Genomic DNA, 13,686 nt, shown 5'->3' with positions numbered 1-13,686 from the left:
GCTCCCGGCACCGACTGTATTGTTGTCGGCGGTGGCGTGTCCGAGCGGCCGAAGGTGCAACACTCGAAATGTTGTGTACGGTAACCCCGTACCGTGGGTTCAAATCCCACCGCCACCGCCAATGAAAACCCCTGGTCAGCCGGGGGTTTTCGTGTGTCCGGGCCCGTCGCGGCCAGGGTCTCGAATGGGTTGCACTTCGCCTGTGACGATTGACACACCGACCGTGAGACGCGAGACTGTCGGGATGAAATAGAAATATTTTTCCGCATCATGGAAGGATACTTCTCTTTCGTTGCGCATGTTCAAGGCGCAGGGCTGCGACGACGATGTCACAGCCGACCAAATCGAACAGTTTGAGGTGGTCCATGACAATGGCAGACAAAGAAGTGTCGAACGACGACCAGCGGCAGGACACGGACGCCGCCGCCCGCAGTTCGGGCGCACTGGACAGATTCTTCGAGATAACCAAGCGCGGTTCCTCGGTCAAGCAGGAGATCCGCGGGGGCATCGTCGCCTTCGTCGCGATGGCCTACATCGTCGTGCTCAACCCGCTCATCCTCGGCGGCTCCGCCGACGTCGCCGGCGGCACGCTCGACTTCGCTCAGCTCACGGCCGTCACCGGACTCGTCGCGGGACTCATCACGATCCTCTTCGGCGTCATCGCCAAACTGCCGTTCGCGCTCGCCGCCGGCCTGGGGATGAACAGCTTCCTCGCCGTCTCCGTCGTCCAGGAGGTGACCTGGGCCGAGGCGATGGGACTCGTCATCATCAACGGCATCATCATCGTCCTCCTCGGCGCCACCGGCATCCGCACGGCGATCTTCAACGCGGTTCCCCACGCGCTCAAGATCGCCATCACGGTCGGCATCGGCCTCTTCATCGCATTCATCGGGTTCGTCAACTCCGGCTTCGTCACCCGGACCCCGGCCGGTCCGCCCGTGCAGCTGGGACAGGACGGGTCGATCACGTCGCTGCCGACGCTCGTGTTCATCGGCGCCCTCATCCTCATCGGCGTCCTCGTCGCGCGGAAGGTGCCCGGCGGCATCCTCATCGGCATGATCGTCGCGACGATCGCCGCGATCATCATCCAGGCGTTCGCGAAGCTCGGCACCGTCGGCGACCCGGTCAACCCCGACCCGGCCGGCTGGAACCTCAGCGCACCGCAGCTGCCCGACCAGATCGTCGCGCTGCCCGACTTCGGGCTCATCGGCGCGTTCGACCTCTTCGGAGCCTTCGAGCGCATCGGCGTGCTCGCCGCGACGATGCTCGTCTTCACCCTCGTGTTCACGAACTTCTTCGACGCGATGGGCACGATGACGGGTCTGGCCCGCAGCGCGGGACTCCAGACGAAGGACGGCATGTTCCCCCGCATCCGCAGCGCCTTCGTCATCGAGGGCCTCGGCGCCGTCGCCGGCGGTGGCGCGTCCGCCTCGTCGAACACGGTGTTCGTCGACTCCGCTGCCGGCATCGCCGAAGGCGCGAGAACCGGACTGGCCGCGATCGTCACCGGTGTGCTCTTCCTCCTCTCGATGTTCTTCGCCCCGCTCATCGGCGTCATCCCGATGGAGGCCGGCGCCGCCGCCCTCGTCGTCGTCGGCGCCATGATGGTCACGCAGATCCGCGAGATCGACCTCAGCGACTTCCGCACCTCGCTGCCGGTCTTCCTCACCATGGTGACGATGCCGCTGACCTACTCGATCGCCAACGGCATCGGCGTCGGCTTCATCTCGTGGGCGCTCATCCACGCGTTCAGCCGTCGCGGACAGCACGTCCACTGGCTGCTGTGGATCGTCTCCGCCGGATTCGTCCTCTACTTCGTTCGCGGCCCCATTTCGGCTATCTTGGGAGGATGAGCATTGTGACGGAGCACACCGCGTGGGGGAAGGGGCAGATCGCCCACGGCGACTGACGCCCGCGGGGCGATGACGCCCCGCCGACCGCTCTCCGCTGCTGTTCGCATGGATAACCAGAAGTCTCGGAGAGCCAGCGCAACTGTTCCAACCATGCACTGTGCGCCTCCTCGCTGAGGCGCAGGAGGTGAGTGCGATGTCAGCGTCGACCACAGAACGCTCGGCCTGTCGGATCTCGGTCAACGGCACCGATCGCGACTTCGACGGTCCCACCCATACCAATGCCCTCGACTTCCTCCGCGGCGAGGGCCTGACCGCAGCCAAGGAAGGCTGCGCGGAAGGCGAATGCGGAGCCTGCGCGATCCTCATCGCGCGACCCGACGGCGACGGCACGACCCGCTGGACGTCGGTGAATTCCTGTCTCCTGCCGGCCGCGGCCCTCGACGGCCAGGAGGTCATCACGGCCGAGGGACTCTCGGCCGGTGACCACATCCACCCCGTCGCCGAGGAGATGGCCGTGCGCGGGGGATCCCAGTGCGGCTACTGCACACCCGGCTTCATCTGCTCGATGGCCGCCGAATACTACCGCCCCGGGCGGGAGGAGTTCGATCTCCACGCGCTCTCGGGCAACCTCTGCCGCTGCACCGGATACCGTCCGATCAAGGACGCCGCACAGGCACTCGGCACCCCAGAGGCCACCGACGCCCTGGCCGCCCGGATGGCCGACCCCGCCCCCGCCTCGGCGCCCACCGATCTCCACCGCCCCGACACCCCGACCGGGGACCTGGGCCGCTATCGCCGCCCTGCCGACCTCGCCGAGGCGCTCGGCATCCTCGCCGACGACCCCGACGTCCTCCTCGTCGCCGGCGCCACCGACTGGGGTGTCGAGGTCAACATCAAGGGCGTGCGCGCGAAGTCGCTGCTCGCCATCGACCGGTTGCCCGAGCTGCGCGGCATCCGGCGCACCGCCGACCACATCGAGATCGGCGCCGCCCTGACCCTGAGCGAGGTCGAACGCGGACTCGCCGGCAGCGTGCCGCTGCTCGGCAAGCTCTTCCCGCAGTTCGCCTCCCGTCTCATCCGCAACGGGGCGACGATCGGCGGCAACCTCGGCACCGGGTCGCCGATCGGGGACACCCCGCCGGCCCTCCTCGCCCTCGAAGCCGAGCTCGTGCTCGCCTCGCGCGACGGTGAGCGCACCGTGCCGCTCGCCGACTACTTCACCGGCTACCGGCAGACCGTGCGGAAGCCCGGCGAACTCATCTCCGCGGTGCGGATCCCCCTGCCGCTGGCACCCCTGACGTCGTTCCAGAAGATCGCGAAGCGGCGCTTCGACGACATCTCCTCCGTCGCGATCGGCTACGCCGTCGACGTCGTCGACGGGGTGGTGGTCAAGGCCCGCATCGGCCTCGGCGGAGTGGCCGCGACACCGCTGCGGGCCCGGGCGACGGAAGCCGAGCTCGAAGGCCGGCCCTGGACGCTCGAGACCGTCCACGCGGCGGCGGAGACGCTCGCCGCGGAGGGCACGCCGATGGACGACCACCGGGCGAGCGCGCAGTACCGCACGGCGATGCTCCGCTCCTCCCTCGAGCGGTTCTACGCCGAACAGCTCGCCGCGATGACCGAGGAGGCCGGACGATGAGCCAGCTGTCCCAGCGCCCCGCCGACCCCGTCGTCGGCGAGAGCCACCACCACGAAAGCGCGTTCGGCCACGTCACCGGCGCCGCCCTCTACACCGACGACCTCGTCGGGCGCCTGACCGGCGTCCTCCACGCGTTCCCGGTGAGGTCCGAGCACGCGCACGCGCGCCTCGACTCCCTCGACACCGCCCCCGCCCTCGCGGTGCCCGGGGTCGTGCGGGTCATCACCGCCGCGGACATCCCCGGCGTCAACGACCAGGGCGTCAAACACGACGAGCCGATGCTGCCCGTCGACGAGATCATGTACTTCGGCCAGCCCCTGGCCTGGGTCCTCGGCGAGGACCTCGAAGCCGCGAAGGCCGGAGCGCAGGCGGTCACCGCGGAGGTCACACCGCTGCCGTCGCTCGTCACCGTCCCCGAGGCGATCGCCGCCGGCAGCTTCCACGGCATCCAGCCGACGATCGACAAGGGGGACGTCGACGGGGCCTTCGCCGACGCCGCACACGTCTTCGAAGGGGAGTTCGAGTTCGCCGGCCAGGAGCACTTCTACCTCGAGACCCAGGCCTCGCTCGCCCACGTCGACGAGAACGGCCAGGTCTTCATCCAGTGCTCGACCCAGCATCCGACGGAGACCCAGGACATCGTCTCCCATGTCCTCGGGATCCCCGCCAACGAGGTGACCGTCCAGTGCCTGCGGATGGGCGGAGGATTCGGCGGCAAGGAGATGCAGCCCCACGGCTACGCCGCCCTCGCCGCCCTCGGCGCGAAGCTCACCGGCCGCCCCGTGCGGCTGCGGCTGAGCCGCACCCTCGACATCACGATGACCGGCAAGCGCCACGGCTTCCACTCGACCTGGCGGATCGGGTTCGACGACGACGGGCGGATCCTCGCCCTCGAGGCGACGCTCACCGCCGACGGCGGGTGGAGCCTCGACCTCTCCGAACCCGTGCTCACCCGCGCGATGTGCCACATCGACAACGCGTACTGGGTGCCCAACATCCGCGTCCACGGGCGCATCGCGAAATGCCACAAGACCTCGCAGACGGCGTTCCGCGGGTTCGGCGGACCGCAGGGGATGCTCGTCATGGAGGACATCCTCGGCCGCGTCGCCCCGCAGCTGGGCATCGACGCCGCCGAGCTGCGCCGCCGCAACTTCTACCAGGCCGGACAGGACACCCCGTACTACCAGCCCGTGCGCCATCCCGACCGGATGGAGGCGTGCTGGGATCAGGTGCTCGCCGCCGGCGACGTCGAGACCCGACGGGCGGAGATCGCCGAGTTCAACGCCGCCCACGACGACGTCAAGCGGGGGCTGGCGATCACGCCGGTGAAGTTCGGGATCTCCTTCAACCTCACCGCCTTCAACCAGGGCGGGGCCCTCGTCCTCGTCTACAAGGACGGCTCCGTCCTCGTCACCCACGGCGGCACGGAGATGGGTCAGGGCCTGCACATGAAGATGCTCCAGGTCGCGGCGACGAGTCTCGGGGTCCCGCTGTCGACGGTGCGGCTCGCGCCCACGCGCACGGACAAGGTCCCCAACACCTCGGCGACGGCGGCGAGCTCCGGCTCCGACCTCAACGGGGGAGCCGTCAAGGACGCGTGCGAGCAGATCCTCGGTCGGCTCAGGCACGTCGCCGCGGGCCTCCTCGGGGCGCCCGCCCACGAGGTCGAGATCAGCCGCGGCATCGTCAGCGCTCTCTCGTCGGCGAAGACGATCACGTGGGAGGAGCTCATCAACACCGCGTACTTCCAGCGGATCCAGCTCTCGGCCTCCGGCTTCTACCGCACCGAGGGACTCCACTGGAACCTCTCGGAGATGCGCGGGGAGCCGTTCAAGTACTTCGCGTACGGGGCGGCCGTCAGCGAGGTCGAGGTCAGCCGCTTCGACGGCTCGTACACGCTGCGCCGCGTCGACATCGTCCACGACGTCGGGGATTCGCTCTCCCCGCTCATCGACCTCGGCCAGATCGAGGGCGGCTTCGTCCAGGGCGCCGGGTGGCTCACGCTCGAGGACCTGCGCTGGGACGACAGCGACAAGCCCAGCCGCGGACGGCTGGCGACGCAGGCCGCGAGCACGTACAAGATCCCGAGCTTCTCCGAGATGCCCGAGGTCTTCAACGTCGCGCTGCTGGAGAAGGCCCACGAGGAGGGCGCGGTCTACGGCTCGAAGGCCGTCGGCGAACCCCCGCTCATGCTCGCGTTCTCCGTCCGCGAGGCCCTGCGGGAGGCCGTCGGCGCCTTCGGGGCCCCGGGCACCGTCGTCGAACTCGCGTCCCCGGCGACCCCGGAGGCCGTGTTCTGGGCACTCGAGGCCGTCCGCTCCCGGGAGCCCGTGCCGTCATGACCTGGATGGACACCGCAGCCGAGCTTCGCAGCGCTCGGGTGCCGGCCGTCCTCGTCACCCTCGCCTCGGTCCGGGGGCACGCTCCCCGGGAAGCCGGTGCGAAGATGATCGTCTCCGCCGATGACCTCTTCGGGACCATCGGCGGGGGCAATCTCGAGATGACGGCCGTCACCCGTGCCCGCGCACTCCTCGACGGCGGGGAGAGCGAACCCGAGATGCTCAGCCTGCGGCTCAACGACAAGGCCCCGGCGCAGTACGGGCGGCAGTGCTGCGGGGGAGAGGTCACCCTCCTCCTCGAACCGCTGCCCGTGCCCGCCGTCGTCGCGATCTTCGGGATCGGCAACATCGGGCTCGAACTCACCCGCATTCTCTCCCGCCACGACATCGACCTCCATGTGTCCGATTCGCGGCCCGAGCAGCTGAGCGAACTCGACCATCTCGAAGCCCCGGTGGCCGCCGTGACCCGCCACTTCGCCGTCGTCGGCGAAGAGGTGCTGATGAGCCTGCCCGCCGGCGCGCACGTGCTCATCATGACCCACGACCACGCCGAGGACCTCCACCTCTGCGCCGCCGCGCTCACGCGCGGAGACTTAGGCTCCATCGGCCTCATCGGCTCGAGCGCGAAATGGCAGCGCTTCCGCCGGGCCCTCCAGACCGAAGGGCATGCGCCCGAGGCCGTCGACACGATCATGTGCCCGATCGGCCTGCCCGCAGTCAGCGGCAAGCGCCCGGCGACGATCGCCGTGAGCGTCGCCGGCGACCTGCTCAGCCGCCTGCCCTGACCCGATCCATTCCACCTTCCAGACTTCAGGAGTCCACCCCATGCAGATCTTCCGTGCCCGCATCCTCGACACCCCGACCGATCCGTTCACCGGCGGCACCCTGCGCAGCGACGCCGATGTCGCGCTCGTCGTCGACGCCGGCCGCATCGTCGCCCGCACCGACTTCGCGACCGCGCGGGAGCGCCACCCCTACGCCGAGGTCGTCGACCTCCGCTCAGGGGTCCTCCTGCCCGGGTTCGTCGACACCCACGTCCACTACCCGCAGGTCCGGGCGATCGGCCACCTCGGCAAGCCGCTCCTCGACTGGCTCGACGAGGCGGCCCTGCCCGAGGAGTCGAAGCTCGGCGACGACGCCTACGCCCGTGCCGTGGCCCACGAGTTCCTCACCGGCCTGACCTCGGCGGGGACCACCTCGGCGATGGTCTTCGGATCGCACTTCGCCTCCGCCGTCGACATCCTCTTCGCCTCCGCCGCCGAGGTGGGGCTGAGGATGACGACGGGACTGGTCACCAGCGACCGCAACCTCCCCGAGGTCCTCCTCACCGACGTCGACCGCTCGGTGGCCGAGAGCCAGGAGCTCATCGACCGCTGGCACGGGAGAGGACGGCTGCGCTTCGCGGTGACCCCGCGGTTCTCCTTCTCCGCCGGACCCGAGCTGCTCGCCGCCGGCGGCGGTCTCGTCAGGGACAACCCGGGCATCTGGGTGACCTCCCACCTCAACGAGAACCGCGACGAGATCACCGGGGTCGCAGAGATCCATCCCGAGTCCCGCGACTACCTCGACACCTACGATCGGGCCGGGCTGCTCGGCGCGCAGACGATCCTCGCCCACAACGTCCACCCCACCGACCGGGAGCTGACGCGGATGGCCGAGGTCGGGGCTGCGGCCGCGCACTGCCCGACGTCGAATTCCGCCCTCGCGAGCGGATTCTTCCCGCTGCGCCGCCACCTCGACGCCGGGGTTCCGGTCGCGCTCGGCTCCGACGTCGGCGCCGGCATCGGGTTCTCCCTGCTCAAGGAGGGCGTGCAGGCGTACTTCATGCAGCAGCTCGACCCGGCCGGAGGCGTCCCGCTGACGTCGACGCACCTCCTTCACCTTGCGACGACGGCCGGGGCCGCAGCGCTCGGGCTGGACGCCGAGGTCGGCGACCTGTCGGTGGGCAAGCGCTTCGACGCCGTGTGGATCGACCCGGCGGCCGGGCAGCCGCTCGACGTCGGCATCGCGCATGCGGGCTCCGATGAGGATGCGCTGGCGAAGATCTTCGCCCTCGGCACCCCCGCCGACGTCTCCCGCGTGTGGATCGACGGCGAGCTCGTCAAGGGCTGAGTCTCCGGTGCAGGGGTCTTGACTCTCCGCGCCGACGATGCGTATGCTGATTTCATCCAACGGAAACTAACTTCCGTAATATGGAAACTCGCAGAGTCGCGAAGGAGACCCCGATGTCGTTCGACTTCACTCAGGCAGACAGCTACATCCTCAACTGCTCCACCCTGCTCACCGAACTCCCGGTGCTCGAGCGCGCCCAGGCGGCGAAGGACGCAGGCTTCGACAAGGTCGAGTTCTGGTGGCCCTTCGACGGCAACCCGACCCCGAGCCAGGACGAGGTCGACGCCTTCGTCGCCTCGCTCGAGAACGCCGGAGTCGAGCTCAAGGGGCTGAACTTCTGGGCCGGCGACATGGCCGGCGGCGACCGCGGGATGATCTCGATCCCCGGCGCGCAGGCCGACGTCGCCGCGAACGCGGCCATCGTCGCCGAGATCAGCCGCCGCACCGGCTGCCGGGCGTTCAACGCCCTCTACGGCCTCAGGCTCGCAGACTCGACCCCGGAGGAGCAGGACGCCGTGGCACTGGAGAACCTCGCCGTCGTCGCCGCCGCGGTCGAGGGCACCGTCCTCGTCGAGCCGATCTCCGGGGCCGAGGCCTACCCGCTCAAGACCGCGGCCGAGGCCGCCGCCGTCGTCGACCAGGTGCGGGCCGCGGGGACGGAGAACATCGCCGTCCTCGCCGACTTCTACCACCTCGCCGTCAACGGCGACGACGTCGCCGCGGCCATCGAGACCGGGGCCGCGAGCTTCGGACACATCCAGATCGCCGACGCCGAGGGCCGCGGGGCTCCGGGCACCGGGCAGCTCCCGCTCGAGGCCTGGATCGCCCGCTCGCTCGAGCTCGGCTACTCCGGCGGCATCGCCCTCGAGTACAAGCAGGACCGCGACACCGCCTTCGCGTGGCTCGCCCGCTGACCCATCGACTACGACCAGTAAGGACTTCCATCATGAGCACAACAATCGGATTCATCGGACTCGGCATCATGGGACTGCCGATGGCGAAGAACCTCGTCAAGGCCGGCTTCACCGTGCGCGGCTACAATCGCACCCCGGCGAAGGCGCAGGAGCTCGCCGCCGCCGGCGGTGAGGCCGCGGACTCGATCGCCGAGGCGGTCGCCGGCGCCCAGTTCATCATCACGATGGTCCCCGACTCACCCGATGTCGAGGCCGTGCTCACCGGCGACGACGGCATCCTCGCCGCCGCTGACGCCGGTGCGACGTGGATCGACTTCTCGACGATCCGCCCCGATGTCGCCAAGGATCTCGCCGCCCAGGCGAAGGAGGCCGGCCTCAAACCGCTCGACGCACCCGTCTCCGGCGGCGAGCCCGGCGCGATCGACGGCGTGCTCTCGATCATGGTCGGCGGCGAGGAAGCCGACTTCGACGCCGCCGCGGATGTCTTCGACGCCGTCGGCAAGACGATCGTCCGCGTCGGACCCTCGGGCTCGGGGCAGACCGTCAAGGCCGCGAACCAGCTCATCGTCGCCGGCAACATCGGACTCCTCGCCGAGGCGGTCGTCTTCCTCGAGGCCTACGGCGTCGAGACCGCCTCCGCGCTCCAGGTCCTCGGCGGCGGTCTCGCCGGATCGAAGGTGCTCGAGCAGAAGGGGCAGAAGATGCTCGACCGCGAGTTCGCCCCCGGCTTCCGCCTCGCGCTGCACCACAAGGACATGGGCATCGTCACCGCCGCCGCCCGCGAGGCCGGCGTGGCGATCCCGCTCGGCGCCGCCGTCGCCCAGCTCGTCGCCGCCACCGTCGCCCAGGGCAACGGCGGCCTCGACCACTCGGGTCTCCTCACCGTCGTCGAACAGCTCTCGGGTTCGGGCGACACCGCCGCGGACGACACCGCCGCGGCGCAGGAGACCACGGCTCAGGAAGGGGCGGCGTGATGACGAGAATGCGCGCAGTCGACGCGATCGTCCTCATCCTCGAAAAGGAGGGCGCGACCGAGACCTTCGGCCTGCCCGGTGCCGCGATCAACCCGCTCTACTCGGCGATGCGGGCCCACGGCGGCATCCGCCACACGCTGGCCCGCCACGTCGAGGGCGCCTCGCACATGGCCGACGGCTACACCCGGGCAGCGGCCGGCAACATCGGCGTGTGCCTGGGCACCTCGGGCCCGGCCGGCACGGACATGATCACCGGACTCTACGCCGCGGCCGCTGACTCCCAGCCGATCCTCTGCATCACCGGGCAGGCGCCGGTGGCCGTGCTCGACAAGGAGGACTTCCAGGCCGTCGACATCGCCGCGATCGCCGCACCGGTGACGAAGATGGCGAAGACCGTCCTCGAAGCCGGTCAGGTGCCCGGCGTGTTCCAGAAGGCGTTCCAGCTCATGCGCTCGGCCCGCCCCGGACCCGTCCTCATCGACCTGCCGATCGACGTCCAGCAGACGGAGATCGACTTCGACATCGACACCTACGAACCGCTCGGGGTCGACAAGCCGGCAGCCACCTCGGCGCAGGCGGAGAAGATCCTCGATCTCATCGCCGCGGCGAAGCACCCGCTCATCATCGCCGGCGGCGGGATCATCAATGCCGATGCCGCGGATCGCCTCGTCGAATTCGCCGAGCTCACCTCGATCCCCGTCTCGCCGACGCTCATGGGCTGGGGGACGATCCCCGACAGCCACCCGCTGGCCGCCGGCATGGTCGGCATCCAGACGCATGTGCGCTACGGCAACGCCTCGTTCCTCGACTCCGACCTCGTCATCGGCATCGGCAACCGGTGGGCCAACCGCCACACCGGCGACCTCGCCGTCTACCGCAAGGGTCGGACGTTCGTCCACATCGACATCGAGCCGACGCAGATCGGGCGCGTCTTCGCGCCGGACTACGGCGTCGTCTCCGACGCCGGTGCCGCCCTCGACGCCCTGCTCGCGGCCGCGCGGGCACGCACGGGCGCCGCGGCGCTGCCGGACTTCACGGAGTGGGCCGGCCAGTGCACGGCGCGGAAGGCGACGGAGCACCGGAAGACGAACTACACGGAGAAGCCGATCAAGCCGCAGCGCGTCTACCAGGAGATGAACGCGGCCTTCGGCGAGGACGTCACGTACGTCTCGACGATCGGGCTCAGCCAGATCGCGGGCGCGCAGATGCTCCACGTCTACCGGCCCCGGCACTGGATCAACGCCGGCCAGGCGGGTCCGCTCGGCTGGACGGGACCGGCGGCGCTCGGCGTCGCGAAGGGCAAACCGGGGGAGACGGTCGTCGCGCTCTCCGGCGACTACGACTTCCAGTTCATGATCGAGGAGCTCGCCGTCGGGGCGCAGCACAAGATCCCCTACGTCCACGTCGTCGTCAACAACTCCTACCTCGGCCTCATCCGGCAGTCGCAGCGCGGATTCGAGATGGACTATCAGGTCTCGCTCGCCTTCGACAACATCAACGCCTCCGGGGAGTCCGCGGGCTACGGCGTCGACCACGTCGCCGTCGCGCAGGGGCTCGGCTGCAAGGCGCTGCGCGTCGAGGACCCCGAGCTCATCGGCGAGGGTCTGCGGGTGGCCAAGGAGCTCATGGAGGAGCACCAGGTGCCCGTCGTCGTCGAGATCATCCTCGAGCGCGTCACGAACATCTCGATGGGTCTCGCGCTCGACGCGATCAACGAGTTCGACGTCCTCGCGCAGACCCCGGCCGATGCCCCGACGGCGCTCACCCCGCTGAGCGAGCTCGTCGCGGCGAAGTGAGGAGCACCGCACCGGTGCTTCGGTATACCATGGCCCCGTGAGCGGGGCAGCCGACGGTCGGCGGGACACTGAGTCGCCGGGACACTGAGTCGTCGGGACACTGAGGAGGAATCCATGAGCACACCCACCACTGCGACCGATGCCGGGACCGGCACCGAGGCGGTCGATCTCATCATCCGCGCCCGCCGGGCGATCCTGCCCGCAGGCGTCGGACCCGCCGAGGTGGCGGTCAGGGACGGCGTCATCGTCGCGGTCGCCGCCGACGGCGAGGACCTTGCGGCGACCGCCTCGGCGGACACGCGGATCGTCGAGGTCGACGACACCCGCGTGCTCCTGCCCGGGCTCGTCGACACCCACGTCCACGTCAACGACCCCGGCCGCAGCGAGTGGGAGGGATTCGCCTCGGCGACCCGGGCCGCGGCCGCCGGCGGGGTGACGACGATCGTCGACATGCCGCTCAACTCCCTGCCGCCGACCGTCGACGTCGCGGCGCTGGAGACGAAGCGGGCCGTCGCCGGTCCCAAGGCCTTCGTCGACGTCGGCTTCTGGGGTGGGGCGATCCCCGGCAACCGCGACGATCTGCGCCCCCTCCACGACGCCGGAGTCTACGGGTTCAAGTGCTTCCTCGAGGACTCCGGAGTCGAGGAGTTCCCGCCGCTGACGCCTGCGGAGATGACGGCCGACCTCGCCGAGATCGCGAGCTTCGACGGTCTCCTCATCGTCCACGCCGAGGACCACGGAGTCATGGCCACGGCGCCGACGGCGCACGGCCAGAAGTTCGCCGACTTCCTCGCCTCGCGTCCGCGCGAGGCCGAGAACGTCGCGATCGCCCACGTCATCGAGGCGGCGCGGGAGACCGGCGGGCGGGCCCACATCCTCCACCTGTCCTCGGCCGACGCCCTGCCGCAGATCGCCGCGGCGAAGGCCGAGGGGGTGAGGCTCACCGTCGAGACGTGCCCGCACTACCTCGTCCTCACCGCCGAGGAGATCCCCGACGGGGCGACGACCCACAAGTGCTGCCCGCCGATCCGGGAGGAGTCCAACCGCGAGGCGCTGTGGCAGGGACTCATCGACGGGACCATCGACTGCATCGTCTCCGACCACTCGCCGTCGACGGCCGAGCTCAAACTCCTCGACTCCGGTGACTTCGGTGCCGCGTGGGGCGGGATCTCGTCCCTGCAGCTCGGCCTCTCGCTCGTGTGGACGGAGGCGGCGCGGCGCGGCATCGATCTCGCCGAGGTGGTCCGCTGGATGTCCGCGGCCCCGGCCGCCGTCGCCCGTGTCACGGGCAAGGGCGCGATCGCCGTGGGCGGCGACGCCGACTTCGCCGTCTTCGCTCCCGACGAGGAGTGGACGGTGTCGGCGACCGAGCTCTACCACCGCAACCAGATCACCGCGTACGATCAGCGCGTCGTCCGCGGCCGGGTCACCGACACGCTGCTCGGCGGTGCTCCCGTCGACTTCACTGTCCCGCACGGCAGGCTCCTCACCGCTCGCTGAGCGCCGAGCGATCCCGCCTGAACAGCCCTCCGGGCGCTCAGTCACGCGGCTGAGCGCCCGGAGGGCTGTCTCGGGTCAGACGTCTCGGGTCAGACGTCGAGGGTCTCGCGGAGGCGGCGGACGTGGCCGTCGGCGGAGACGTTGTACTCGGCGAGGCTGAGCGCACCCGACTCGTCGACGACGAAGGTCGAGCGCAGCGTGCCCTCGACGGTCCGATCGCCGATGGTCTTCTCCCCGTAGCTGCCGTAGGCCTTCGCGACGGCCGCATCCGGGTCGGAGAGCAGCGGGAAGGTCAGCGATTCGTCTGCGGCGAAGGCCTGGAGCGCCTCGGGGCCGTCGGGGGAGACCCCGAGCACCTCGAAGCCCGCCGCGGTCAGCGACGCGAGGTTGTCGCGGAAGTCGCACGCCTCGGTCGTGCAGCCCGGCGTCGCCGCCTTCGGGTAGAAGTAGAGGATGAAGCGCTTGCCGCTCAGGTCCGCCTTCGAATGGGTCCGTCCGTTCGCATCCTGCAGGGAGAAGTCCGGTGCCTGCTGTCCGACAGTGAGTGTGTTCGCCATGA

Annotated in this window: 10 protein-coding genes and 1 tRNA gene; 10 read left to right on the top strand and 1 reads right to left on the bottom strand. The window is 70.0% G+C overall.

The window, feature by feature from the left end; genetic code table 11:
- The first annotated feature begins 30 nt into the window (after positions 1–30).
- The 10 genes from ABD154_RS13270 to allB all read left to right on the top strand — a co-directional run bounded on the left by ABD154_RS13270 (position 31) and on the right by allB (position 13,127).
- Positions 31–121 (top strand) — tRNA-Ser (locus ABD154_RS13270).
- A gap of 250 nt (positions 122–371) precedes the next feature.
- On the top strand, positions 372–1,853 hold the full coding sequence (locus tag ABD154_RS13265) for an NCS2 family permease (RefSeq protein WP_232623839.1): 1,482 nt from the start codon (positions 372–374) through the stop codon (positions 1,851–1,853).
- Between the two features lie 193 nt (positions 1,854–2,046).
- Positions 2,047–3,492 (top strand): xanthine dehydrogenase small subunit, encoded by a 1,446-nt coding sequence (locus ABD154_RS13260; protein ID WP_344251411.1) that lies wholly within the window; start codon positions 2,047–2,049, stop codon positions 3,490–3,492.
- Positions 3,489–5,834 (top strand): xanthine dehydrogenase molybdopterin binding subunit, encoded by a 2,346-nt coding sequence (gene xdhB, locus ABD154_RS13255; RefSeq protein ID WP_344251410.1) that lies wholly within the window; start codon positions 3,489–3,491, stop codon positions 5,832–5,834. The genes ABD154_RS13260 and xdhB overlap by 4 nt, the downstream gene beginning before the upstream one ends.
- Positions 5,831–6,616 carry a xanthine dehydrogenase accessory protein XdhC gene (gene xdhC, locus ABD154_RS13250; RefSeq protein WP_344251409.1) on the top strand — a complete coding sequence of 262 codons (786 nt, stop codon included), beginning with the start codon at positions 5,831–5,833 and terminating at the stop codon, positions 6,614–6,616. Before xdhB ends, xdhC begins: the two co-directional genes overlap by 4 nt.
- 40 nt (positions 6,617–6,656) lie before the next feature.
- Entirely contained in the window at positions 6,657–7,943 is a 1,287-nt protein-coding gene (gene guaD / locus ABD154_RS13245; protein ID WP_344251408.1) for a guanine deaminase, read from the top strand.
- Positions 7,944–8,023: 80 nt separating this feature from the next.
- Entirely contained in the window at positions 8,024–8,857 is an 834-nt protein-coding gene (locus ABD154_RS13240) for a hydroxypyruvate isomerase family protein (RefSeq protein WP_344251407.1), read from the top strand.
- On the top strand, positions 8,854–9,831 hold the full coding sequence (locus ABD154_RS13235) for a 2-hydroxy-3-oxopropionate reductase (RefSeq protein ID WP_282959878.1): 978 nt from the start codon (positions 8,854–8,856) through the stop codon (positions 9,829–9,831). Before ABD154_RS13240 ends, ABD154_RS13235 begins: the two co-directional genes overlap by 4 nt.
- Entirely contained in the window at positions 9,831–11,627 is a 1,797-nt protein-coding gene (gene gcl / locus ABD154_RS13230) for a glyoxylate carboligase (RefSeq protein ID WP_211978088.1), read from the top strand. Before ABD154_RS13235 ends, gcl begins: the two co-directional genes overlap by 1 nt.
- A gap of 114 nt (positions 11,628–11,741) precedes the next feature.
- Positions 11,742–13,127, top strand: a complete 1,386-nt coding sequence (allB, locus tag ABD154_RS13225; RefSeq protein ID WP_211978087.1) for an allantoinase AllB — start codon at positions 11,742–11,744, stop codon at positions 13,125–13,127.
- Positions 13,128–13,216: 89 nt separating this feature from the next.
- Here the strand turns inward: allB and ABD154_RS13220 are convergent, their stop codons facing one another.
- The gene (locus ABD154_RS13220) at positions 13,217–13,684 is read right to left on the bottom strand and encodes a peroxiredoxin (RefSeq protein ID WP_211978086.1); all 468 of its coding nucleotides are present in this window, start codon (positions 13,682–13,684) and stop codon (positions 13,217–13,219) included.
- Between the last annotated feature and the right edge of the window lie 2 nt (positions 13,685–13,686).

This window comes from Brevibacterium sanguinis (genome assembly GCF_039528855.1).
In the GTDB taxonomy this organism is placed as follows: domain Bacteria; phylum Actinomycetota; class Actinomycetes; order Actinomycetales; family Brevibacteriaceae; genus Brevibacterium; species Brevibacterium sanguinis.
Note: the sequence above shows the minus strand (reverse complement) of the source record. Positions and strands in the feature narration are given on the sequence as shown.

Excerpts from the sequence above, each read along its gene's own strand:
- ABD154_RS13265 (WP_232623839.1), top strand. The coding sequence starts at position 372 with ATGGCAGACAAAGAAGTGTCGAACGACGACCAGCGGCAGGACACGGAC.
- ABD154_RS13260 (WP_344251411.1), top strand. The coding sequence starts at position 2,047 with ATGTCAGCGTCGACCACAGAACGCTCGGCCTGTCGGATCTCGGTCAAC.
- xdhB (WP_344251410.1), top strand. The coding sequence starts at position 3,489 with ATGAGCCAGCTGTCCCAGCGCCCCGCCGACCCCGTCGTCGGCGAGAGC.
- xdhC (WP_344251409.1), top strand. The coding sequence starts at position 5,831 with ATGACCTGGATGGACACCGCAGCCGAGCTTCGCAGCGCTCGGGTGCCG.
- guaD (WP_344251408.1), top strand. The coding sequence starts at position 6,657 with ATGCAGATCTTCCGTGCCCGCATCCTCGACACCCCGACCGATCCGTTC.
- ABD154_RS13240 (WP_344251407.1), top strand. The coding sequence starts at position 8,024 with ATGGAAACTCGCAGAGTCGCGAAGGAGACCCCGATGTCGTTCGACTTC.
- gcl (WP_211978088.1), top strand. The coding sequence starts at position 9,831 with ATGACGAGAATGCGCGCAGTCGACGCGATCGTCCTCATCCTCGAAAAG.
- allB (WP_211978087.1), top strand. The coding sequence starts at position 11,742 with ATGAGCACACCCACCACTGCGACCGATGCCGGGACCGGCACCGAGGCG.
- ABD154_RS13220 (WP_211978086.1), bottom strand. The coding sequence starts at position 13,684 with ATGGCGAACACACTCACTGTCGGACAGCAGGCACCGGACTTCTCCCTG.